This is a genomic window from Pseudarthrobacter polychromogenes, from assembly GCF_014644495.1.
Taxonomy (GTDB): domain Bacteria; phylum Actinomycetota; class Actinomycetes; order Actinomycetales; family Micrococcaceae; genus Arthrobacter; species Arthrobacter polychromogenes.
This window is the reverse complement of record NZ_BMKU01000003.1, coordinates 274,970-297,862: the sequence shown is the minus strand read 5'-3', so window position 1 is coordinate 297,862 and position 22,893 is coordinate 274,970. Positions and strand designations below refer to the sequence as shown.

Below are 22,893 nucleotides of genomic sequence, written 5' to 3'. Positions count from 1 at the left end.
GGACATCCGGTAGGGGCCTGCCGGGCGCGGGCCTAGACTGCTGGTTATGCGGCTTCTCATTGCCGGCGGCGGGGGTTTCCGGGTGCCGCTGATATACCGGGCGCTGGCCTCCGGCCGCTTTGCGGGGGTGGTCAGCGAGCTGGTGCTGTACGACGTCGACCCCGCCCGACTCCAGGCAGTCACCGCCATCCTGCACAGCATGCCGGGCGGTCCTGATGGCCGGGTTCCGGTGCACGCCACCACCAACCTGCCGCAGGCGCTGGCGGGTGCCGGGATGGTGTTCGCGGCCATCCGGCCCGGCGGAACGGCAGGACGGGTGGCGGACGAAAAAGTGGCGCAGGACCTCGGCCTGCTGGGTCAGGAAACAACCGGCGCGGGCGGGATCTCCTACGCCCTGCGGACCATCCCGCACATGCTCAACCTGGCACAGCTCATGAAGGAGCACTGTCCGGAGGCCTGGCTGGTCAACTTCACCAACCCCGCAGGCATGGTCACAGAGGCCCTGCTGCCCGTGCTGGGCAGGAAAGTGATCGGCATCTGCGACTCCGCGGGGGGCCTGGTGCAGCGGGCCGCACGGGCGGCAGGCGTGCCGCTGCCGGAGGGAAGGCTCGACGGCGTGGGCTACTACGGCCTGAACCATCTGGGCTGGCTCTACCGGCTGGAGTCCGGAGGGCAGGACGTGCTGCCGCGGCTGCTCACGGACCCGGATGCCCTGGCCACGTTCGAGGAGGGCCGGCTCTTCCCCCAGAAATTCCTGGCCCGCCTCGGCGCACTGCCGAACGAATACCTTTATTACTACTACCGGCAGGACGCCGCCCGTGAGGCTATGCGCGCCATGGCCCGAACCCGCGGCGAAACCATCCACAGCCAGCAGGAAGAGCTGTACCCGCGGCTGGCCGCCGCCGGTGCCGGTGCGTTCCGGCTCTGGGAGGAGGCGCGCCGGTCCCGCGAGGAGGGCTACCTGGCCGAGGCACGCACCCAGGGCGCCCAGCGGGACGAGGCCGACCTGGCCGGCGGCGGCTACGAGCGGGTGGCCCTCGCCGCCATGCGTGCCCTGTCCGGAACCGGTGACACACAGCTGATCCTGAACACCCGCAACTCCCGCGCGGCCGTACCGGACGCCGCTCCCAGCCCAGCCACGGCCCTGCCGGCCGCCGCTGAACCGGCCATTCCGGGGCTGCCGGCGGATGCCGTCGTCGAAGTTCCCTGCACGGTGACGGCCGACGGCGCGCTGCCGCTGCCCCAACTGGCCCCACCGGAACCTCAGCTGGGACTGCTCCGGCAGGTCAAGGAGGTGGAGCGGCTCACCGTGCGGGCCGCCGTCGAGGGTGACCGCGAAGCCGCGCTCGCGGCGTTCGCCCGGCATCCGCTGGTGGACCCGGAGGACCTGGCCCAGGCCCTGCTGGACGGCTACGAGCGCGAGTTCCCCGCCCTCCTGGACCTGTGGCGCCCAGGTGTCCGGTGAGGGAGGAGTAGTGTTTTATCGGATGCGCACTCTACCGGCGCTGCCCGTACACGCCGGTGGCCGGAAGGAGGTCCCGTGGCACTGATCCGCAGGGTTGCTTTGCTCTCCCTCCACACCTCCCCCATGGAGCAGCCCGGTTCCGGGGACGCGGGCGGGATGAACGTGTACATCCGCGAACTGGCATCGGCCCTGGCGGAAGCGGGCGTCGAGGTGGAGATCTTCACCCGGTCCACCTCGGCCCACCAGCCCGCCGTCGAACACCCCGATCCCGGCGTCTGCGTGCACAACGTCCTGGCCGGGCCGCTGAAGAAGATCCCCAAGGAAGAGCTGCCGGGCCTGCTGCACAGCATGGTGGCGGAAATCGAGCAGATCCGCCGCCGGCAGCCGCACGGCCGCTACGACGTGATCCATTCCCACTACTGGGTGTCCGGGATCGCGGGGCTGGAGCTGTCCGAGCTCTGGGGCGTGCCGCTGGTCCACACGATGCACACCATGGCCAAGGTCAAGAACCTGCTGCTGGAATCCGGTGAGCAGCCGGAGCCGCGGCGGCGTGAACTGGGCGAGCACCACATTGTGGACGGCGCCGCCCGGCTGATCGCCAATACCAGCGCGGAGGCCGCCGAACTTGTCTCGCACTACGGCGCCACCTACGACCGGATCGACATTGCCCCGCCCGGAGTGGACCTGGGCACCTTCACGCCTGCCTTCCGGGCACGGTCCAGGGCAGAGCGGGGCATCAACCCCGGGACGTTCCACCTGGTCTTCGCCGGGCGCATCCAGCGGCTGAAGGGGCCGCAGGTCCTGGTCAAGGCCGCGGCCCTGCTGCGGAAACGGCGGCCGGACATCGACCTCCGTGTCACCATCCTGGGCTCGCTGAGCGGCAACAAGGAATTCAACCTCCGGCGGCTAATTTCGGAAGCGGAGATGGACGACGTCGTCACGCAGCTTCCCCCAGTCAAAGCGCCTGAGCTTGCGGCCTGGTTCCGCGCGGCGGACGTGGTGGTGATGCCCTCCTTCAGCGAGTCCTTTGGGCTGGTGGCGCTCGAAGCCCAGGCCTGCGGCACACCGGTGGTGGCCACGCGTGTTGGCGGGCTGTCGCGGGCCATCTTCCACGGCAGGACCGGTTTGCTGGTGGACGGCCACCATGCCGCCGACTGGGCCGACGCGCTTGAGGCCCTGTACGACGATCCCGCCACCCGCGAGAACATGGGACGGGCCGCCGCCATCAGGGCCCAGAACTCGGGATGGGCCCGCACTGCTGCGATCACGCTCGAAAGCTACCATGCCGCCGTCGACAACCACGTGGGGACCCGTCTCGTGCAGGCCTTTCCCGCGTCCTGACGGCCGGCGTGCCTGAAACCGCCAATCTGACCTGCCAGCCATTCCGCCGATCGAAGGACAACGATGTCTCCCACCCCCAGTGACCTTGAGATTGCCAGAGCGGCACGGATCCGGCCCATCGAGGAGATTGCGGCGGCCGCGGGGATCAACGCGGACGCGCTCGAGCAGTACGGGCGGTACAAAGCCAAGATCGATCCCGCCCGGCTGCAGGCTCCCGCCCCTGCCGGGAAGGTGGTGCTGGTCTCGGCGATGTCCCCCACGCCGGCCGGCGAGGGGAAGTCCACCACCACCGTGGGGCTCGCCGATTCCCTGGCGCGGGCGGGCCACAAGGTGATGATCGCCCTGCGTGAGCCCTCGCTGGGCCCGGTGCTGGGCATGAAGGGCGGCGCCACCGGCGGCGGCTACTCCCAGGTGCTGCCCATGGACGAAATCAACCTCCACTTCACCGGCGACTTCCACGCCGTCACAGCGGCGAACAACGCGCTGATGGCCCTGGTGGACAACCACATCTACCAGGGCAACCAGCTCAACATCGACCCCCGGCGCCTGACGTTCAAGCGGGTGCTGGACATGAACGACCGCGCCCTGCGGGAGGTGGTCATCGGTTTGGGCGGGCCCACCCAGGGCGTCCCGCGCCAGGACGGCTTCGACATCACCGTGGCGTCCGAGATCATGGCGGTCTTCTGCCTGGCCACGGACCTGGCCGACCTCCGCTCTCGGCTCGGCCGGATCACGTTCGGCTACACCTTTGACCGGGCGCCGGTGACCGTGGCGGACCTCGGCGTGCAGGGGGCGCTGACGCTGCTGCTGAAGGAGGCCGTCAAGCCCAACCTGGTGCAGACCATCGCCGGCACCCCGGCCCTGGTCCATGGCGGCCCGTTCGCCAACATCGCCCACGGCTGCAATTCGCTGATTGCAACCCAGACGGCCCGTCGGCTGGCGGACATCGTGGTCACGGAGGCGGGTTTCGGCGCCGACCTGGGTGCTGAAAAGTTTATGGACATCAAGGCACGGACCGGCGGCCTGGCACCCTCGGCGGTGGTGGTGGTGGCAACGGTGCGGGCCCTCAAGATGCAGGGCGGAGTGGCAAAGAATCAGCTCACCGAACCGAACATCGCCGCCCTGGAGGCGGGGGTGGCCAACCTGCACCGGCACGTCCGGAACGTGGAGAAATTCGGTGTGCCGCCTGTCGTGGCCATCAACAGGTTCTCCTCCGATTCCGCGGAGGAACTCGACTGGCTGCTGGCGTGGTGTGCGGCGGAGGGAGTGCCGGCCGCCGTCGCCGATGTGTGGGGACGCGGCGGCGGTGGTGACGGCGGGGATGAACTTGCGGCCCTCGTGGCCAAGACGGTGGCGGGTCCAAACAATTTCCGGCACCTGTACGCGCTGGGGCTGCCGGTGGAGGACAAGATCCGGACCATCGCCCAGGAAATCTACGGGGCGGACGGCGTGGACTTCTCCGTGCCGGCCCTGAAGCGGCTGGCCGATATCGAGCGGAACGGCTGGGGCGGCCTCCCTGTCTGCATGGCCAAGACCCAGTACTCCTTCACGGACGACGCCTCGCGCCTGGGCGCCCCGAAGGGATTCACCATTCACGTCCGCGACCTCCTGCCCAAGACCGGTGCCGGCTTCATCGTTGCCCTGACCGGAGCGGTGATGACCATGCCAGGGCTGCCCGTTGCCCCGGCCGCGATGCGCATGGACGTGGACGGCGACGGCAACCCGGTGGGCCTCGCCTGACCCCTGCGACCCCCTCTCACTTGATGCGGGCTTTCTACGGACGCTCTCTCACCTGATGTCGGCTTTCCGGCGACGCTCTCTCACCTGATGTCGGCTTTCCGGCGACGCTCTCTCACTTCCCGCGATTCAGGGACCCGTGCGGACGCCGCTTTTACGGTCACAACGGTCCGCGACGTCCCGCCCACGCGGCCTCCCCGCTTCACTGAAACGAAGATCACCGCCGTGCTCAGCACCACGAGTCCGCAGACGAACGCCACGGAGGAGCGGTCGGTGGCGAGCAGATCAGGAATGGCACGGCCCGGCACAGTCGCTGCGAAGATGAAGGCCACGGCGATGCCGATGTAGCTGCCAATCATGTTTCCCCTATGCGAGGCGATGTTGCCGAGAACGGCACTGACCAGGCCCAGGGTAACGGTCACGATAGTGAAGGCCGAGAGCCCGTGCAGCCAGCTGAAATGCCCGTCGGACACAATCCAGAAACTGCTGAAGCAGACGTAGTACATGGCAGTCACCCAGAAATAGCCCATGGTGCGGTGGATACGGTCTCGCCGTCGGCGCAGTATCTGCAAGGGCCCGATGGCCAGCACAAAAAGGGCGGCAACCACGTGGCTGGCAAGTAGAACATTCCAAGGCTCCATAGCCTTAGGATAGAGCCACTATCCATGCGTGTACATCAGGATAGCCGGGCCTGGATTCACTATCCATAGAGACGGGCAGGTAAGGAGATCGGGATGCAACTCAATGAACTGAGTCAGCGGTCAGGAGTCACACCCGCAAGCATCAAGTACTACCTGCGCGAAGGCCTGCTGCCGCCGGGTGAGGCCGTTCACGCAACCCGTGCCGAGTATTCAGCCGGGCATCTCGAGCGGCTCGAATTGATCCAGGCGCTCCGGCAGGTCGTGGGCCTGAACATCGGGCAGATCCGCGGCCTCGTGAAAATGGCCGACGACGGCGTGCCCCGCCTCGATCTCCTTGCTGCGGTCCAGCGGGTGGTTCTGGATCTTGGAAACTACACCACGTCGGTCGGCGGGGAAGCGGCAGAGGCGACTGACGCCGTCGTACGATTTCGCGGTTGGCCGGATTCCGCAAGTGACGCCCGGAACGCCCTCACTGCCCACCTGGAGCTGATGGCGGGCCTCAAGATTCCTGTATCTGAGACAGTGCTGGAGGCGTACAGCAAGGCGATGGACGACGTGGCCGGACTCGACATTGCCGCAACGACCGCCCCGGAGAGCACCGACAGGCTCATCCTCACTGCCGCCGTCGGCATGCATATGCACAGCCAGCTTCTCCTTAAACTCCTGGCACTCGCCCAGGCCAGCCACGCCATCCGCCGCTATCACGGTTAAAGGGCCGGCGCTCCCCCACCGATGTGAGAGAGCGCCGCGTGAAAACCCGCATCATGTGAGAGAGGATCGCCCGGAAACCGACGTTATGTGAGAGAGCGTCCCAGGGGGTGGGGAACCGGACTTAAGGCCTAACGCTCGAGGTCGCCGCGGATGAAGGCTTCCACCTTTTCGCGGGCGAGGTCGTCGTTGAACTGCTCCGGCGGGGACTTCATGAAGTAGCTCGATGCGGAGAGCAGCGGGCCGCCGATGCCGCGGTCCAGGCCGATCTTGGCGGCACGGATGGCATCGATGATCACGCCGGCGGAGTTCGGGGAGTCCCAGACTTCCAGCTTGTACTCGAGCGAGACGGGGGCGTCGCCGAAGTTGCGGCCCTCGAGGCGGACGAAGGCCCACTTGCGGTCGTCGAGCCACTGGACGTAATCGGACGGGCCGATGTGGACGTCCTTGGCAGCCAGTTCGGCCTCGACGTTGGAGGTGACGGCCTGGGTCTTGGAGATCTTCTTGGACTCCAGGCGGTCGCGCTCCAGCATGTTCTTGAAGTCCATGTTGCCGCCGACGTTCAGCTGGTACGTGCGGTCCAGGGTGACGCCGCGGTCCTCGAAGAGCTTGGCCATGACGCGGTGCGTGATGGTGGCGCCGATCTGGCTCTTGATGTCGTCGCCCACGATCGGGACGCCGGCGGCGGTGAACTTGTCAGCCCACTCCTTGGTGCCGGCGATGAAGACGGGCAGGGCGTTCACGAAGCCCACGCCGGCGTCAATTGCTGCCTGGGCGTAGAACTCGGCTGCTGCCTGGGATCCAACGGGCAGGTAGCAGACCATCACGTCAACCTTGGCGTCCTTGAGCGCCTGCACAACGTCCACGGGCTCTTCGGTGGACTGCTCGATGGTCTCGAGGTAGTACTTGCCGAGGCCGTCGAGGGTGTGGCCGCGCTGGACGGTGACGCCGGTGGGCGGCACGTCGGCGATCTTGATGGTGTTGTTTTCGCTCGCCAGGATGGCATCTGCAAGGTCAACGCCGACCTTCTTGCCATCAACGTCAAACGCGGCAACGAACTCAACGTCACCCACGTGGTACTGGCCGAACTCAACGTGCATCAGGCCCGGGATCGTGGCCTTGGGGTCTGCATCCTTGTAGTAGTGGACGCCCTGGACCAGCGAAGCGGCACAGTTTCCTACGCCGACGATTGCAACACGAATCGGATGTGAAGACACGGAACTCCTTTGAGGACAAACGTCAGCCCGCCGGTGCCGCGTCCGGGAGGGGACGACGGCGGTGCGGCAGGCTCTGCGCCAAAACGGCGCCTTTTCATAGTAACCAACAGAGTGGGACCCGGGGTTGTTCCCTTGTCCCACTCTGCGGAATCACCGTAACGGAATCAGGCCGGCTGCTTCCACAGGTTGATGTCCGACTCCACCGCGAATTCGTCGATGGCGTTCAGTTCGTCGGCGGTGAACGCGAGGTTGTTGATGGCGGACAGCGTATCCTCCAACTGGCGCACACTGGAGGCGCCCACCAGGGCCGAGGTGACGGGCAAACCCTTGGGCTGGTCGCGCAGGATCCAGGCGACGGCCATCTGGGCGAGGGACTGTCCGCGTCCTTCGGCGATCCTGTTGAGCCCCCGGATCCGGTCCAGCTTCTCCTCGGTGATGGCGTTCTCGGAGAGGAATCGGTCCTTGGCGGCCCGGGAGTCTGCGGGGATGCCGTTGAGGTACCGGTCGGTGAGCATGCCCTGGGCGAGCGGGGAGAAGGCGATGGAGCCTGCGCCCACCTGGTCCAGCGCTTCATAGAGGTTGGGCGAACCGTTCTCGGTCCACCGGTTGAGCATCGAGTAGCTGGGCTGGTGGATGAGCAGCGGCGTCCCCAGGTCCTTCAGGATCCGCGCGGCCTCAAGGGTCTGCTCCGGGGTGTAGGAGGAGATGCCCGCGTACAGTGCCTTGCCTGAACGGACGGCGTAGTCCAGGGCGCCCATGGTTTCTTCCATTGGCGTTTCCGGGTCCGGCCGGTGGCTGTAGAAGATGTCCACGTAGTCCAGGCCCATACGCTGCAGCGACTGGTCCAGGCTGGAGATGAGGTACTTGCGGGAGCCCCACTCGCCGTACGGGCCGGGCCACATGTAGTAGCCGGCCTTCGTGGAGATGACGAGTTCGTCCCGGTAGGGCTTGAAGTCGTCCTGGAGGTGCCGGCCGAAGTTCGTTTCAGCGGACCCGTCCGGCGGGCCGTAGTTGTTGGCGAGGTCGAAGTGGTTGACGCCGAGATCAAACGCGCGGCGCAGGATGGCCCGCTGTTCGTCGAAGCGCTTGTCATCGCCGAAGTTGTGCCACAGGCCAAGCGAGATGGCGGGGAGCTTGAGCCCGCTGCGGCCGACGCGGCGGTAGGGCATGGATTCGTAGCGGTCTTCCGCCGCGGAATAAGTCATGTGTTCCATCCTGCCAGCTGTGATCCGCGCAACAGGCCAGGGCGGGAAAGTTACGCCGCGGGCTGACATCAGCCCGCGGCGCAACACTGCCCGAATGGAGCGTCAGGACTTGACGATTGCCGCACTCCAGGGCGCCAGGGCGAGGGCCTCGCCGTCAAGGCCGGTCCCCTCGTCCGTTGCCAGCAGGACAGTCCCGGCAACGTCCTCCAGCCGCACCTTGGCGTCCGAGAGGTTCAGCAGTACCTCAACACTTCCGCGGCGGAACCGCAGCCAGCCGGCGTCGTCGTCGAACGTCACATCCGTCTCGGTAAAGCCGAGCCCGGCAAGCTCCGGGTGTTCGCGGCGCAGCGCCGTGAGGGCACGGTAGAGTTCCAGGAGCCGGGCGTGGTCCCCACTCGAGGCTTCGTCCCAGTTCAGCTTGGACCGGCGGAAGGTTTCCGGGTCCTGGGGGTCGGGCACGACGGCGGGATCCCACCCCATGCGCTCGAACTCCTTGATCCGGCCTTCCGCGGTGGCCTTGCCCAGCTCCGGCTCCGGGTGGGAGGTGAAGAACTGCCAGGGGGTGCTCGCCGCAAACTCCTCGCCCATGAACAGCATGGGCGTGAACGGGGACGTCAGCGTGAGCACGGCGGCCATCGCCAGCTGTCCGTGGGACAGCGACTGGGAGAGCCTGTCCCCCGTGGCGCGGTTGCCGATCTGGTCGTGGTTCTGGTTGCAGACCACCAGCGCCGCCGGGTGCACCAGCGAAGCATTGATGGGCCGGCCGTGGTGCCGTCCGCGGAAGCTGGAGTAGCTGCCGTCGTGCAGGAAGCCGTCCTTCAGGACCTTCGCCAGGACCGCCAGGGACTGGAAGTCCTCGTAGTATCCGGTGGTCTCGCCGCTGACGCTGACGTGGACCGCGTGGTGGAAGTCGTCGCTCCACTGCCCGGCCAGCCCGTACCCGTTGGCGTCCCGCGGGTACAGCAGGCGCGGGTTGTTCAGGTCCGATTCGGCGATCAGGGTCTTCGGCAGCCCGGTCTCCGCTGAGACGGCATCGCCCAGGGCACCGAACTCCTCGAGGATGTGCACGGCGCGCTCGTCCTTCAGCGCGTGCACGGCATCCAGGCGGAGGCCGTCCACGTGGTAGTCCCGGAGCCAGAGGGCAAGGTTGTCCAGGATGTATTCCCGCACCACGTCGGAGCCGGGACCGTCCAGGTTCACCGAGTCTCCCCAGGTGTTGGCATCCCCCTGCTTCAGGTAGGGCCCGAACTTGGACAGGTAGTTCCCGCTTGGGCCGAGGTGGTTGTACACCACGTCCTGGATGACGCCCAGGCCGGCGGCGTGGGCAGCGTCCACAAAGCGTTGGTAGGCCGCGGGCCCGCCGTAGCCTTCATGGACCGCGTACCACTGGACGCCGTCGTAGCCCCAGTTGTGGGTCCCGTTGAAGCCATTGACCGGGAGCAGCTCCACGAAGTCGATGCCCAGGTCCGCCAGGTACCCGAGCTTCCCAACCGCCGCGTCCAGGGTTCCCTCAGGGGTGAAGGTGCCGATGTGGAGTTCGTAGATTACCGAACCCTTCAGGTCCTTGCCTTTCCACCCGGAGTCCTGCCAGGCATGGGCTGCGGGGTCGAACGTACGGGAGAGCTCATGGACGCCGGCGGGCAGGCGGCGGGAGCGCGGATCGGGAATGGGGTGGCTGTCTCCGTCCAGCAGGTAGCCGTAGTCCATCTCGCCGTCCGCCGGAGCGTCGGGGGCTGTCCACCAGCCCTCAGAGCCCGGCGCCGTGTCCTTTGCGGCCATGGGGTACTGCCGGCCGCCGGCCAGCAGGACCACGGATGCGGCCTCCGGAGCCCAGACGTCGAAGCGCCCGGGGCCGTCATTGACGAGGGTCATGCCTTTTCTCCATCCGCCGGTACGAGCAAAGCCACGGGGTAGGTGCCCAGGACGTCGGCCACCGGAACGGACCCGGGTCCGTGACCGTTGCCGGTGAGTTCGTCGCGCACCGCAACGGGAAGTTCGACGGCGGTGTCCCGCCATCCGCCGTCTGCCGCCAGTCCGGCGGGAAGCCGGGTGGCAAGGGTCAGGGCGCCCAGGGCGCCGTCACCTCCGCGGTGGAACGCCAGCACGTGATCCGCCGCAGGACCTGTGGCCGTTACGGGGCTGTAGCCCTGGAACAGTTCGGGCCGGTCGCGGCGGAGCCGGAGCGCGCGGGAGGTGACCAGGAGCTTGCTGGTTTCCGTGTCCGCGGCGGGCAGGGTGCCGGCGTCGAGCTTTGCAAGCTCCTGCCGGCGGACCTCAAAGTCCACCGGCCGCCGGTTGTCGGGGTCGGTCAGGGACCGTTCCCAGAACTCGCTGCCCTGGTAGACGTCCGGCACTCCGGGCATGGTCAGCTGGACCAGCTTGGCGGACACCGAGTTGGACGCGGCGTACGAATCGATCCGTGCCACGAAGTCCTCCACCGCTTTGGTGACCCGGCCGTCGTCGAACGCGGCGTCCACCGCGGCCTTGACGGCGGATTCGAAGTCCTCGTCGGGGCTGGTCCAGGTGGTGGAGTTGCCGGCTTCCCGGGCAGCCTTCTCGGCGTATCCCTGCAGCCGTTCCCTGCTCGCGGGCCACGCTCCCACCACAGCCTGCCACAGCAGGTTCTCGTAGGGGCCGTCCGGAATCGGGGCGAGTCCGCGGAGCGTGGCCAGGGTGTCCGCCCACTCCTCCGGCAGCTCGGCGATGACCGAGATCCGGGCCCGGGCGTCCTCGCTGCGTTTGGTGTCATGCGTGGACATGGTGGTCATGGACAGGGGCAGTTCCTGCTGGCGCCGGGCTATCCGCTGGTGGAACTCGGCCGCGGAAACAGAAAATTCCGTCGGTTCGGCGCCCACCTCTGTCAGGGTACCCAGCCGGGTGTAGCGGTAGAACGCGGTGTCTTCCACGCCCTTGGCCATCACCATGCCGGATGTCTGCTGGAACCGCACGGAAATCGCATTGGCGGGGTCAAGTAGCAGCGGCAGCAGGGTGCCCACGGCTACCTCGAGGTCGGGCCGGTGTGCCGCCGCTGATTCGCACGCTTCCTTGAGGATCTCGGCGCCGGTGGGCAGGTACGTCCGGTAGACCGGGAAAGCAGCGATGATCTCGGCAATGGCATCTGCTGCCTGCTCCATCGGCAGCCCATAAGACTCCGGAACCAGGCGGGCCAGGCGAAGGACCTCGGACCGCAGGATGCCGTCCGCGATCATCCGCTTGGTGCCCCGGATCATCTCTGCATAGTCCGCAGGGGTGCTGGAGCCGCGAAGCTTCGCGTCCAGCTCGTCCAGCGCCTGCTGGCCTGCGGGGTCCACGAACACCCGGTCCACGTCCGCGAGGGCGTCGTATCCGGTGGTTCCCTCGGTGGCGAAGTCCTGCGGCAGGGTTTCACCCGGCTCCAGGATCTTTTCCACCAGGACGTAGGCTCCGCCGCTGAGGTCCTTCAGCCAGCGCAGGTAACCGGCGGGGTCGGCCAGGCCGTCCGGGTGGTCCACCCGCAGGCCGTCCACCAGGCCTTCCTTGAACCATCGGCCAACCTCGGCATGTGCCTCTTCGAACACCCTGGGGGTTTCAACCCGGATCCCGGCCAGCGTGGTCACAGCGAAGAAGCGCCGGTAGTTCAGTTCCGCGTCCGCCCGGCGCCAGTCCATCAGCTCATAGTGCTGGCGGCTGTGCACCTCCTGGGGGGTGTCGCCCTCAGAGTAGCTTCCGGAAGCCAGCGGGAACCGGTGGTCGTAGTAGCGGAGCTCGCCGTCCGTGATTTCCAGCTTGTCCAGGTCCTCGTCGGAGCCAAGCATGGGCAGCCGGACCTTCCCGCCTGCCAGGTCCCAGTCGACGTCGAAGGCTTCGGCGTAGGGCGAACCCTGCCCTTCCTTCAGCAGGGACCACCACCAGGGGTTCTGCGAGGGCGTGGCGACGCCCACGTGGTTGGGGACGATGTCCACCAGGACACCCATGCCGTGCTCGCGGGCAGCCTTGGACAGGGCCAGCAGGCCCTCGGGGCCGCCCCGCTCCGGGTCCACAGCGGAGGGGTCGGTCACGTCATAGCCGTGGTCCGAGCCCTGCTCCGCGGTGAGGATGGGCGAGAGGTAGACCCAGTCAACACCGAGCTCCTTGAGGTACGGGACCTTTTCGGCGGCATCGAACAGGGTGAAGCTGCTGCGGATCTGCAGGCGGTAGGTGGAGGCCGGAGTCCTCATGCCTTCGTTGCCCTTTCCTCGCTTGCTTCCGCAGCCTTGGTCTGGGCTTCCACCATCTCCTCTTGGGCTTCCTCATGCTCTGCCATGGAGGCCAGCGAAGCGGCTGCGGAGGTGTCCACCTCAGCCTCTGGGCCCGAGTAGGCACGCAGTACCACCATGGACTTGGCGTCCAGCGTCAGCGTCGCTTTCGCCTTGAGTGGGTCGTACGCGTCGGCCTGGGCCGCCGTGTCAATCATGACCTCCCAGTACTGCGAGTACTCCTCAGAGGGAAGGCAGAAGTCCACGGCGTCGTCGTGCGCGTTGAAAGCCATGATGAAGCTGTCATCGGTGATGCGCCGGCCGCGTGAATCCTGTTCCTGGATGCCGTCGCCGTTGTAGAAGACGCCGATGGTCCGGCCGAAGCCGCTCCCCCAGTCCTCCGGCAGCATCTCGGTGCCGTCGGTCTTCAGCCAGACGATATCCGGCAGCTTTTCACCTTCACCGCGGCGCACGGGGCGGCCGTCGAAGAAGCGGCTGCGCCGGAACGTGGGGTGGTCGCGGCGGAGCTTGTTCACGAAAGCGGTGAACTCCACCAGGGGCTGGTCCATGGCGTCCCAGTGAATCCAGCTGAGCTCGGAGTCCTGGCAGTAGGTGTTGTTGTTTCCCTGCTGGGTGCGTCCCAGCTCGTCGCCGTGCAGGACCATCGGCACGCCCTGGGAAAGCAGCAGGGTGGCGATGAAGTTCCGCTGCTGGCGGGCACGGAGAGTCAGCACCTTCTCGTCGTCGGTGTCGCCTTCTTCGCCGCAGTTCCAGGACCGGTTGTGCGATTCGCCGTCGTTGTTGCCTTCACCGTTGGCTTCGTTGTGCTTTTCGTTGTAGGAGACCAGGTCCCGCATGGTGAAGCCGTCGTGGGCGGTGACGAAGTTGATTGAGGCCACGGGGCGGCGCGCGGAGCTCTCGTAAAGGTCAGCGGAGCCGGTCAGGCGTGAAGCGAATTCGCCCAGGGTGGCGGGCTCGCCGCGCCAGAAGTCGCGGACGGTGTCACGGTACTTGCCGTTCCATTCCGTCCACTGCGGCGGAAAATTGCCCACCTGGTAACCGCCGGGGCCGACATCCCACGGCTCTGCGATCAGCTTGACCTGGGAAACAACCGGGTCCTGCTGGATGAGTTCGAAGAAGGTGGAGAGCTTGTCCACGTCGTAGAACTCACGGGCCAGGGTGGAGGCGAGATCGAAACGGAAGCCATCCACGTGCATCTCGGTGACCCAGTAGCGGAGGGAGTCCATGAGCAGTTGCAGGGAGTGGGGGTGGCGTACATTGAGCGAGTTGCCGGTGCCGGTGTAGTCCATGTAGTGCTTGAGGTCGTTATCCACCAGGCGGTAGTAGGCCTGGTTGTCGATCCCCTTGAAGGACAGCGTGGGGCCCAGGTGGTTGCCTTCGGCGGTGTGGTTGTAGACGACGTCGAGGATCACCTCGATGCCTGCGCGGTGGAGGTCGCGCACCATGGCCTTGAATTCCTGCACCTGGTGCCCCACGTCCCCCGTGGAGCTGTAGGTGTTCTGCGGCGCGAAGAAGCCAATGGTGTTGTAGCCCCAGTAGTTACTGAGGCCCTTCTCCACCAGGGTGCCATCGTTGACGAACTGGTGCACCGGCATGAGCTCAATGGCCGTGACACCAAGCTTCTTGAGGTGGTCGATGACGGCTGGGTGGGCCACACCGGCGTATGTGCCGCGCTGCTCTTCGGGAATCTCCGGGTGCAGCTCGGTCAGGCCCTTGACGTGTGCTTCGTAGATGACCGACTCGTGGTAGGGGATCCGCAGCTGGCGGTCGCCGTCCCATTCGAAGAACGGGTTGATGACGACGCCGTGCATGGTGTGCGGCGCCGAATCGGCATCGTTGCGGGAATCGGGATCGCCAAATTCGTAGGAGAAGAGCGCCGGGTCCCAGTCGATTTGTCCTTGGACAGCCTTGGCGTAGGGGTCCATCAGTAGCTTGTTCGGATTAAAGCGGCTCCCGTTCGCAGGATCGTACGGCCCGTAGACCCGGTAACCGTACTTCTGGCCAGGCTGGATGTGCGGCAGGTAGCAGTGCCAGACGTAGCCGTCCACTTCGGTCAGCTCGATCCGGGTCTCGGCCAGGTCGTCGTCCAGGAGGCAAAGCTCCACCCGTTCCGCCTGTTCGCTGAACAGGGCGAAGTTAGTGCCGGTTCCGTTGTACGTGGCTCCCAGCGGGTAGGCAGTTCCAGGCCAGACTTCCATAATGCTCCTTTGTGATTCAGCAGCGGGAAGCAAAATGCCCCCCATTGCCGGTGCGAACTAATGCCTACCGTAACTGCTGGGTGTGACTGTTACGTTTCCCAACCCATCGTTACTAAGCGTGCTTACTTTACCCCAGGTATACGGTATGGAGTCTGCAATTCTGCCAGCAGCGATCGGGCCGCCGCTGAGAACCTCCGACGCCGCCCGTCCGGCTTTGCCGTGCACGGCGGCTCCCAGGGCGGCAATGGCGGCCCAGCGCACGTCCGGTTCCACACCCTCGTTGCTGAAGCGGCCGACGTCGTTCCCCGCCTGGGCGAGCAGCGCACCGATGACGCCGGCCAGGACGTCCCCGCTGCCGGCAGTCGCCAGCCAGGGGGTCCCGTCTGCCTGGCTGAACACGTCACCGGAGGGTGCGGCGACCAGGGTGGTGGCGCCCTTGAGGAGCACGGTGGCACCGGTCAGTTCCGAGGCACGGCGCACCGCGGCCAGGGTTCCGGCTTCCACCGCGTCCCGGTCCTCTGATCCGCCCAGGCGTTGCAGCAGCGAGGCCAGCTCCCCGGCGTGGGGGGTGAGGACAATATGCGGGCCAAGGGTTTCGGGAAGAGCGGGGAGGGCGCCGGCGTCTGCCACAACGGGCAGCCCGGATCCGACGGCGTCGCGGGCCCGCTGGAGCTGCTCGTGGTGCTCCGGGCCCATGCCGGAGCCCACCAGCCAGGCCTGCACGCGGTTGTCCGCTACAGAGCCGGTACTGCAGACCACCTCAGGGCACGCCTGCCTCACAAGGTCCGCGACTTGTGGCGGGCCAAGGTACCGGACCATCCCTACGCCCGCTGCCAGGGCGCCCCGGCAGGCCAGGACAGCGGCACCGGGATAGTCCACGGAGCCGGCGACCACGCCCAGGACGCCGCGGGAGTACTTGTGCGCACGCCGGGCAGGGTGCGGCAGCAGCCGGGCCAGGTCCGCCTCGTCGAGCCGGCGGAGCGAAGGCTGCGGCAGGTGCTCCTCGATACCGATGGGCACCACCAGCACCCGGCCGGCGTAATCGGCGCCGGGGTCCGCGAGCAGGCCGCTCTTGGCACCGCCGAAGGTGACGGTCAGGTCCGCCGGCAGCACCGGCTGGAAAACGTCGCCGGTATCAGCGTCAACACCGCTGGGCAGGTCGCAGGCCACCACGAGCGCCTGTCCGCCACCACTTCTCAGAAGCTCGGAGACGGCGGAAACCAGGTCTGCAGCACTCCCCCGCAGCCCGCCGTTGGCGCCTGTGCCCAGCACAGCATCGATGACGACGTCGGCCCGCGCCGCTTCTGCGGCAAGTGCGGCGGGTGCCGTCCCGTCGAGACGGTGCACCCGGCCGCCGGCGCGCTCGAAAGCAGCCAGCGCCTGCGGGTGGGCGCTGGCTCCGGTGAGCACCGCCGTCGTTCGCATGCCGCGTGCCGCCAGGAAGGAAGCGGCGTACAGGCCGTCGCCGCCGTTGTTGCCCTTGCCGGTGAGGACGGAAACGCTGGCGCCGTAGATGCCCATGCCACGGGAACGGCGTTCCCTGATGACGGCGTTGGCCAGGCCGTGGGCTGCGCGCTGCATGAGGACGTCCCCCAGCCCGGAGGCGAGGAGCGGCTCCTCAGCCTGCCGGACCTGGGTTCCGGTGTAGGCGCTGATCACGGCGTCAGTTCCCGTGGGTGCCGGAGCAGGTTCAGCCTTCGGCCAGGACGGTGGCGGTGGCGATCCCGCCGTCGTGGCTCATGGAGAGATGCCAGCGCTTGACGCCCTTGGCCTCGGCCACAGCCAGCACGGTGCCCTTGACCTGCACGGTGGGTCCGTTCTGGTCCAGGCCGATCCAGCAGTCCTGCCAGTTCATGCCGGCGGGCGCACCGAGGACCTTGGCAACAGCTTCCTTGGCGGCAAACCGCGCAGCCAGTGACCGGGTGTTCAGCTCACGCTCAGCGGGAACGAACAGCCGGTCCCGGAGGCCGGGGGTGCGTTCAAGCTGGCGGCCGAACCGCTCGATGTCTACAACGTCTACGCCAATGCCAACAATCATGGCACTACTCTACGTCGACGGCCCCGGCCCGCTGTGCGCAGCACGCGCGTGGCAGCCGGCGGAGACGAAGGAAGCCCTGGGCGCCGGGCCCAAGGCTTCCTGAATCAGTACCGGAGTCCGCTACTCGACCGTGACGCTCTTGGCGAGGTTGCGGGGCTGGTCCACGTCGTAGCCCTTGGCCTGGGCCAATTCCGCGGCGAAGATCTGCAGCGGGACGGTGGTCAGCAGGGGCATGAGCAGCGTGGGGGTTTCGGGGACGTAGAAGACGTACTCGGCGTAGGCCTTCACGGCTTCGTCGCCTTCCTCGGCGATGACCAGGGTCCGGGCGCCGCGGGCGCGGACTTCCTGGATGTTGGAGACCACCTTGGCGTGCAGGGAATCGCGGCCGCGCGGGGACGGGACCACCACGAACACCGGCTGGCCGTCATCGATCAGGGCGATGGGGCCGTGCTTGAGCTCGCCGGCAGCGAAACCCTCGGCGTGGATGTACGCGATTTCCTTCAGCTTCAGCGCGCCCTCCAGCGCCACCGGGAATCCCACGTGGCGGCCCAGGAACAGCACCGACTTCTCATTCGCCATGCTGCGGGCCAGTTCCCGCAAGGGTCCGGCGTTGTCCAGGATTTTCTGGATCTTCGCCGGGATCTTGTTCAGGTCCGCGAGGACGTCCTTGATCTGGCCCGAGAAGATGTTTCCGCGCAGCTGTGCCAAATACAGGCCCAGCAGGTACGCGGCGGTGATCTGCGCCAGGAACGCCTTGGTGGAGGCCACCGCGATCTCCGGGCCCGCGTGGGTGTACAGCACGGCGTCGGACTCGCGCGGGATGGTGGAGCCGTTGGTGTTGCAGATGGAGATGGTCTTGGCGCCCTGTTCCCGGGCGTAGCGGACAGCCATCAGGGTGTCCATGGTCTCCCCGGACTGGCTGATGGACACCACCAGGGTGTTCGCATCCAGGATCGGGTCCCGGTAGCGGAACTCGTGCGCGAGCTCCACCTCGGTGGGGATCCGGCACCAGTTCTCGATCGCGTACTTCGCCACCATGCCCGCATACGCGGCGGTGCCGCAGGCCAGCACAATAATCTTGTTGACCTGCTTCAACAGCTCAGGATCGATCCGGAGCTCGTCCAGAGTCAGTTTGCCGTTGATGTCGGAGCGGCCCAGCAGGGTCTGCGCCACGGCATCAGGCTGGTCATGGATTTCCTTCTCCATGAACGAGCTGAAGCCGCCCTTTTCCGCCGAGGCCGGGTCCCAGTCCACGTGGTATTCCTTGCCCGCGGCCGGGTTGCCGAAGAAGTCGGTGATCTCCACGGTGTCCGCGGTGATGGTGACGATCTGGTCCTGCCCCAGCTCCACAGCACGGCGGGTGTAGTCGATGAACCCGGACACGTCCGAGCCCAGGAAGTTCTCGCCCTCGCCCAGGCCCACCACCAGGGGTGAGTTGCGGCGGGCGGCCACCACAACGTCGGGCTGGTCGGCGTGGACGGCCAGGAGCGTGAAGGCGCCCTCCAGCCGCTGGCAGGCCAGTTCCATCGCCCGGGTCAGGCGGCCGCCGGAGGTGTCCCCGGCGAGCTTGTTCCGGTAAATGTCCGCCAGCAGCGCCGCGGCCACCTCGGTGTCCGTCTCGGACAGGAAGGTCACGCCCTTGTCCAGCAGCTCAAGCTTGAGCTCGGCAAAGTTTTCAATGATGCCGTTGTGGATCACCGCGAGCTTGCCGCCGTCGGCCAGGTGCGGGTGCGCGTTACGGTCCGTCGGCCCGCCATGCGTTGCCCACCGGGTATGGCCGATCCCCGTCACCGTCTCCGGCAAAGGATGCGCCTCCAGCTCGGCAATCAGGTTGCTCAGCTTCCCCGACTTCTTCCGCGACTCGATCGCACCCTTGGACACCACGGCGACCCCGGCGGAGTCGTAGCCCCGGTACTCCAGGCGGCGCAGTCCCTCAAGAACAACATCCAGCGCGCTGTGACCGGCAATTCCGCCGTCGACTGAACGGCCCACATATCCCACGATTCCACACATAGCCTCAAGACTATCGGCAGGGGCACCCCAGATCTAAACCGGCAGGGCCCCCGCAGGAGCAGAATATTGCGGCTGCCGCCGCGCGCAGGCCGTGCTCCATTTCGCTATGTGCCGGCCGCGGGGCAGAATCTCTAGAGTGACTTTGCAACGCAACGAGGCGAACGGGGAGGGTGTCTCCCCGTTCGTTGAGCTGGACCGGCAGACCTGGTCCAGGCTCGCAGATGAGATGGAGCAGCCTCTCAACCAAGAGGACATCATCCGTCTCCGTGGCCTCGGGGACCCCCTGGACATGAGGGAGATCCGCGAGGTCTACCTTCCGCTCTCCAGGCTCCTGCACCTGTATGTGGAGGCCGCCGGGCAGCTGCACGCCGCCACCACCACGTTCCTGGGTGAACACACCCAGCGCACGCCGTTCGTGATCGGCGTGGCGGGGTCTGTAGCCGTGGGCAAGTCCACCATTGCCCGCGTGCTCCGTGAAATGCTGCGGCGCTGGCCCGGCACCCCCAATGTGGAACTCATCACCACGGACGGCTTCCTCTATCCCCTGGCTGAGCTCAAGCGGCGCCAGCTGCTGGAGCGCAAGGGCTTTCCGGAGTCCTATGACCGCCGGGCGCTGCTCCGTTTCGTGAGCGAGATCAAGAGCGGCGCCGAGGAAGTGCGCGCCCCCTGGTACTCGCATGTGACGTATGACATCGTTCCAGGCAAGGAAGTGGTGGTCCGCCGGCCTGACGTTTTGATCGTGGAGGGCCTGAACGTCCTGGCTCCGGCGCGTCCGCGGCACGACGGGCGGCAGGGCCTGGCGCTGAGCGACTTCTTCGACTTCTCCATCTACGTGGATGCCAAGACCTCCTACATCGAGGAATGGTACGTGGACCGGTTCCGCAAGCTGCGGAGCACCGCGTTCGCGCAGCCGGAGTCCTACTTTCACCGCTACGCCACCCTGTCCGATGACGAGGCGGAGACTACGGCGCGGGACATCTGGAAGCGCATCAACGAGCCCAACCTTGAGGAGAACGTCCTTCCCACCCGGGGACGTGCGCAGCTGGTGCTCACCAAGGAGGCGGACCATTCGATCCGCCGCATGCTCCTCCGGAAGGTTTAACACAGGTGTGCCAGGACAGCTCCCCTGTTTCCGGGCAGGCGGCGAGCCGGCGCAGCTTCACGCGATTCCTCGCGGCGGGCGCCGGACTCACTGTCCTGGCAGCCTGCACACCGGAGGCACCCAGCGCCGTGCCGCCGTCGTCGGCTCCTACCCCCGCTTCCTCACCGGCTGCGGTAACCGCCACGCCCACCCTGGAAATTACGACGGCGGCGCCCACCACTGAGGCTGCGGCACCGGCCGCGCCGTCCCCCACGCCGTCGCCCTCGGCTGCGCTTCCGCGGCAGTTCTCCCTCACTGATCCGGCCAGCCCCTGGCTGATCGTGAACAAGCACCGCCCCCTGGTGCCGGCGGACTACGTCCCGGCCGACCTGGTACGTCCCGCCGTCGCCATGACCGCATCCGGTGAGGCGTCGCTGTTGAACAGCACGACGGCGGCTGCTGCGGAGGCGATGTTCGGTGCGGCCGCGCAGGACGGCGTCTCGATGGTCCTGGCCAGCGGGTACCGCTCGTACGCCACCCAGGTGGCGACGTACAACGGCTATGTGGCCTCCCGCGGCCAGGCCGATGCGGACACAGCAAGCGCCAGGCCCGGCTACTCGGAGCACCAGACCGGCTGGGCGTTCGACATCGCCGACGGCAACGGCGTCTGCGGCTTCCAGCCGTGCTTCGCGGACCAGCCCGCGGCCGTCTGGGCCAAGGCGAATGGGCACCGGTTCGGGTTTGTGGTGCGGTACCCGTGGATGTTCCACCCCATCACGGGGTACTACTACGAGCCATGGCACCTGCGGTACATCGGAGTGGAGGCGGCCACGGACATGATGAACCGCGGGATATTCACCTTGGAGGAGTACTTCGGCGTGGCGGCGGCTCCGGGGTATCCGTAGGGATGTGCGGACGCCCCGGCGGTACGATCGGCAGACCGGCTTAGTTCCCGACACGGGCAAGTAATTTACTTTGCTTTCATGTGCGGCTCACATGGGTGCGCTAGATTGGTCCGTATGTTGACAGGATTCAAGAATTTCATCATGAAGGGCAACGTCGTAGACCTTGCCGTCGCCGTCGTGATGGGTGCCGCTTTCGGCGCCGTCGTGACCTCCATCGTCGAGGGCCTGCTCACACCACTGATCGGGCTCCTTTTCCAGGCCAAGGGCATCGAGGAGATGCAGTGGGAGGGGTTCCTGTATGGGCAGGTCATCTCGTCCATCATCTCGTTTGTGCTGATCGCCGCCGCGATCTACTTCGTGGTCATCATGCCCATGAACCACATGATCGAACGCCGCAACCGCAGGCTGGGGATCGGCCAGGACGTAAAGGAAGAGGCGGACGAAGATCCGCAGATCGCCCTGCTCACCGAGATCCGGGATGCGCTGAAGAGCCGTTCCTAAGCTCTTATTGCCGAAAGTGGCCCGTTTCCTTCCCGGAAACGGGCCGCTTCTGTTTTGCCTGCCTGTTACTCGCTGACCAGTTCCAGGGCGAGTTCGGCGCGGACCACCTGGGCCAGGTGCTCAGCGATGGAGTGGGCGGTTTCTTCGTCCGCGGCCTCCACCATCACGCGCACTACGGGTTCCGTACCGGAGGGGCGGAGCAGGACACGGCCGGTATCGCCAAGCGCGGCTTCCGCTGCCGCCACAGCCTGGGCGAGGACCTCGTTGCTGCCCACCCTGGTGCGGTCCACGCCCTTGACGTTGATGAGGACCTGGGGAAGCTTGGTCATCACCGTGGCGAGTTCCTTCAGCGGTTTCCCGGTCAGTGCGATCTGGGCAGCGAGCTGCAGCCCGGTGAGGACGCCGTCGCCGGTGGTGGCATAGTCAGCGAAGATCACGTGGCCGGACTGCTCGCCGCCAAGGTTGAAGCCGCCGTCGCGCATTTCTTCCAGGACGTAGCGGTCCCCCACTGCCGTTTCGCGGATGCTGATGCCGGCCTGGCGGAGGGCGATCTTGAGGCCGAGGTTGCTCATGACGGTGGCCACCAGGACGTCGTCCTTGAGCTTTCCGGACTCTTTGAGCGCCACGGCGAGGATGGCCATGATCTGGTCGCCGTCCACTACGTTGCCCTCGTGGTCGACGGCAAGGCAACGGTCGGCGTCGCCGTCGTGGGCGATTCCCAGGTTGGCGCCGTACTTAAGCACAGCTTCCTTGAGCGGGCCAAGGTGGGTGGAGCCGACGCCGTCGTTGATGTTGTGGCCGTCCGGTTCAGCCCCGATGAGGACCACCTGCGCGCCGGCGTCCTTGAACACCTGGGGTGAGCAGCCGCTGGCGGCGCCGTGGGCGCAGTCCAGGACCACTTTGATGCCCTCCAGGTTGTGCGGGAGGGTGCCCAGAAGGTGGACGATGTAGCGGTCCTCGGCGTCGGAGAAGCGCTGGATGCGGCCCACGTCCGCGCCGACCGGGCGCACCGCCTCCTTGGACATCTGGGCCTCGATGGCGTCCTCGACGTCGTCAGGAAGTTTCTGGCCGCCGCGGGCGAAGAACTTGATGCCGTTGTCCGGTGCAGGGTTGTGGGAGGCGGAGATCATCACGCCGAAGTCCGCGTCCAGGTCAGCAACCAGGTAGGCCGCCGCGGGCGTGGGGAGGACGCCGGCGTCGTACACGTCAATGCCTGAGCTGGAGAGCCCGGCCTCCACCGCGGCAGCGATGAACTCGCCGCTGGCACGCGGGTCGCGGGCCACCACGGCGCGCGGCCGCGTTCCATTGGAGTTGCGGTCGTGGCCAAGCACGACGGCGGCCGCCTGGGCCAGTTGCATCGCCAGCTCTGCAGTCAACAGACCGTTCGCCAGGCCCCGGACACCATCAGTTCCAAATAATCTAGACACCGGTCAAGTCTAGAGGATGGGCAGCGCAGCACCTGCGTAGCCCGGCAGTCCAGACTGCTTCTACTTGGTGAGTACCTGCGTTCCAGCAAGGGCAATTACTGGGACTACTTGGTTCTTTTCGTTGTTACCTGTCTTTCCCCAAAAGCCTCGCCATGGCTATTTCGGCACCCCTACGATCCAA

The 22,893-nt window shown here is 66.7% G+C and carries 17 protein-coding genes; 7 read left to right on the top strand and 10 right to left on the bottom strand.

Annotation, left to right across the window (positions count from 1 at the left end):
* Positions 1 to 46 precede the first annotated feature (46 nt).
* The 3 genes from IEX43_RS07000 to IEX43_RS06990 all read left to right on the top strand — a co-directional run bounded on the left by IEX43_RS07000 (position 47) and on the right by IEX43_RS06990 (position 4,546).
* Positions 47 to 1,465, top strand: coding sequence for a family 4 glycosyl hydrolase (locus IEX43_RS07000; protein WP_188809653.1), 1,419 nt, complete (start codon positions 47 to 49; stop codon positions 1,463 to 1,465).
* Positions 1,466 to 1,540: 75 nt separating this feature from the next.
* Positions 1,541 to 2,806 carry a D-inositol-3-phosphate glycosyltransferase gene (mshA, locus tag IEX43_RS06995; protein ID WP_188809652.1) on the top strand — a complete coding sequence of 422 codons (1,266 nt, stop codon included), beginning with the start codon at positions 1,541 to 1,543 and terminating at the stop codon, positions 2,804 to 2,806.
* Positions 2,807 to 2,869: 63 nt separating this feature from the next.
* On the top strand, positions 2,870 to 4,546 hold the full coding sequence (locus IEX43_RS06990) for a formate--tetrahydrofolate ligase (protein WP_188809651.1): 1,677 nt from the start codon (positions 2,870 to 2,872) through the stop codon (positions 4,544 to 4,546).
* An 80-nt stretch (positions 4,547 to 4,626) separates the two neighbouring features.
* Here IEX43_RS06990 and IEX43_RS06985 read toward each other — a convergent pair whose 3' ends face one another.
* Positions 4,627 to 5,184, bottom strand: coding sequence for a DUF2306 domain-containing protein (locus IEX43_RS06985; protein WP_188809650.1), 558 nt, complete (start codon positions 5,182 to 5,184; stop codon positions 4,627 to 4,629).
* Between the two features lie 93 nt (positions 5,185 to 5,277).
* On the opposite strand from IEX43_RS06985, the gene IEX43_RS06980 reads away from it, so the two are divergent.
* Positions 5,278 to 5,895, top strand: coding sequence for a MerR family transcriptional regulator (locus IEX43_RS06980; RefSeq protein ID WP_188809649.1), 618 nt, complete (start codon positions 5,278 to 5,280; stop codon positions 5,893 to 5,895).
* A gap of 128 nt (positions 5,896 to 6,023) precedes the next feature.
* On the opposite strand, the gene IEX43_RS06975 is transcribed toward IEX43_RS06980, so the two are convergent.
* The 8 genes from IEX43_RS06975 to glmS all read right to left on the bottom strand — a co-directional run bounded on the left by IEX43_RS06975 (position 6,024) and on the right by glmS (position 18,798).
* Positions 6,024 to 7,109, bottom strand: a complete 1,086-nt coding sequence (locus IEX43_RS06975) for an inositol-3-phosphate synthase (RefSeq protein ID WP_188809648.1) — start codon at positions 7,107 to 7,109, stop codon at positions 6,024 to 6,026.
* 164 nt (positions 7,110 to 7,273) lie between these two features.
* Positions 7,274 to 8,314, bottom strand: coding sequence for an L-glyceraldehyde 3-phosphate reductase (gene mgrA, locus IEX43_RS06970; protein ID WP_188809647.1), 1,041 nt, complete (start codon positions 8,312 to 8,314; stop codon positions 7,274 to 7,276).
* A gap of 102 nt (positions 8,315 to 8,416) precedes the next feature.
* Positions 8,417 to 10,186 (bottom strand): malto-oligosyltrehalose trehalohydrolase, encoded by a 1,770-nt coding sequence (treZ, locus tag IEX43_RS06965; RefSeq protein WP_188809646.1) that lies wholly within the window; start codon positions 10,184 to 10,186, stop codon positions 8,417 to 8,419.
* On the bottom strand, positions 10,183 to 12,510 hold the full coding sequence (treY, locus tag IEX43_RS06960) for a malto-oligosyltrehalose synthase (protein WP_188809645.1): 2,328 nt from the start codon (positions 12,508 to 12,510) through the stop codon (positions 10,183 to 10,185). The genes treZ and treY overlap by 4 nt, the downstream gene beginning before the upstream one ends.
* Complete coding sequence (gene glgX / locus IEX43_RS06955) at positions 12,507 to 14,747, bottom strand: glycogen debranching protein GlgX (RefSeq protein WP_188809644.1); 2,241 nt, start codon at positions 14,745 to 14,747, stop codon at positions 12,507 to 12,509. The genes treY and glgX overlap by 4 nt, the downstream gene beginning before the upstream one ends.
* A 57-nt stretch (positions 14,748 to 14,804) precedes the next feature.
* Positions 14,805 to 16,406, bottom strand: a complete 1,602-nt coding sequence (locus IEX43_RS06950) for an NAD(P)H-hydrate dehydratase (RefSeq protein ID WP_188809643.1) — start codon at positions 16,404 to 16,406, stop codon at positions 14,805 to 14,807.
* A 31-nt stretch (positions 16,407 to 16,437) separates the two neighbouring features.
* Positions 16,438 to 16,785 (bottom strand): holo-ACP synthase, encoded by a 348-nt coding sequence (locus IEX43_RS06945; RefSeq protein ID WP_066277757.1) that lies wholly within the window; start codon positions 16,783 to 16,785, stop codon positions 16,438 to 16,440.
* 120 nt (positions 16,786 to 16,905) lie between these two features.
* Complete coding sequence (glmS, locus tag IEX43_RS06940) at positions 16,906 to 18,798, bottom strand: glutamine--fructose-6-phosphate transaminase (isomerizing) (protein ID WP_188809642.1); 1,893 nt, start codon at positions 18,796 to 18,798, stop codon at positions 16,906 to 16,908.
* A gap of 106 nt (positions 18,799 to 18,904) precedes the next feature.
* Here glmS and coaA point away from each other — a divergent pair, with 106 nt between their 5' ends.
* The 3 genes from coaA to mscL all read left to right on the top strand — a co-directional run bounded on the left by coaA (position 18,905) and on the right by mscL (position 21,285).
* A complete protein-coding gene (gene coaA, locus IEX43_RS06935) occupies positions 18,905 to 19,900 on the top strand; it encodes a type I pantothenate kinase (protein WP_188809758.1) in 996 nt (331 codons plus the stop codon).
* A gap of 5 nt (positions 19,901 to 19,905) precedes the next feature.
* A complete protein-coding gene (locus tag IEX43_RS06930) occupies positions 19,906 to 20,784 on the top strand; it encodes a M15 family metallopeptidase (protein WP_188809641.1) in 879 nt (292 codons plus the stop codon).
* A gap of 114 nt (positions 20,785 to 20,898) precedes the next feature.
* Positions 20,899 to 21,285: a large conductance mechanosensitive channel protein MscL gene (gene mscL, locus IEX43_RS06925; RefSeq protein ID WP_188809640.1), complete on the top strand. Its 387-nt coding sequence runs from the start codon at positions 20,899 to 20,901 to the stop codon at positions 21,283 to 21,285.
* 65 nt (positions 21,286 to 21,350) lie between these two features.
* Here the strand turns inward: mscL and glmM are convergent, their stop codons facing one another.
* A complete protein-coding gene (glmM, locus tag IEX43_RS06920; RefSeq protein WP_188809639.1) occupies positions 21,351 to 22,712 on the bottom strand; it encodes a phosphoglucosamine mutase in 1,362 nt (453 codons plus the stop codon).
* Positions 22,713 to 22,893: the final 181 nt, after the last annotated feature.

Coding starts and splice junctions, on each gene's coding strand:
- mscL (WP_188809640.1), top strand. CDS start 20,899: ATGTTGACAGGATTCAAGAATTTCATCATGAAGGGCAACGTCGTAGAC.
- IEX43_RS06980 (WP_188809649.1), top strand. CDS start 5,278: ATGCAACTCAATGAACTGAGTCAGCGGTCAGGAGTCACACCCGCAAGC.
- glmS (WP_188809642.1), bottom strand. CDS start 18,798: ATGTGTGGAATCGTGGGATATGTGGGCCGTTCAGTCGACGGCGGAATT.
- treY (WP_188809645.1), bottom strand. CDS start 12,510: ATGAGGACTCCGGCCTCCACCTACCGCCTGCAGATCCGCAGCAGCTTC.
- IEX43_RS06990 (WP_188809651.1), top strand. CDS start 2,870: ATGTCTCCCACCCCCAGTGACCTTGAGATTGCCAGAGCGGCACGGATC.
- glgX (WP_188809644.1), bottom strand. CDS start 14,747: ATGGAAGTCTGGCCTGGAACTGCCTACCCGCTGGGAGCCACGTACAAC.
- coaA (WP_188809758.1), top strand. CDS start 18,905: ATGTGCCGGCCGCGGGGCAGAATCTCTAGAGTGACTTTGCAACGCAAC.
- treZ (WP_188809646.1), bottom strand. CDS start 10,186: ATGACCCTCGTCAATGACGGCCCCGGGCGCTTCGACGTCTGGGCTCCG.
- IEX43_RS06985 (WP_188809650.1), bottom strand. CDS start 5,184: ATGGAGCCTTGGAATGTTCTACTTGCCAGCCACGTGGTTGCCGCCCTT.
- IEX43_RS07000 (WP_188809653.1), top strand. CDS start 47: ATGCGGCTTCTCATTGCCGGCGGCGGGGGTTTCCGGGTGCCGCTGATA.
- IEX43_RS06945 (WP_066277757.1), bottom strand. CDS start 16,785: ATGATTGTTGGCATTGGCGTAGACGTTGTAGACATCGAGCGGTTCGGC.
- mgrA (WP_188809647.1), bottom strand. CDS start 8,314: ATGACTTATTCCGCGGCGGAAGACCGCTACGAATCCATGCCCTACCGC.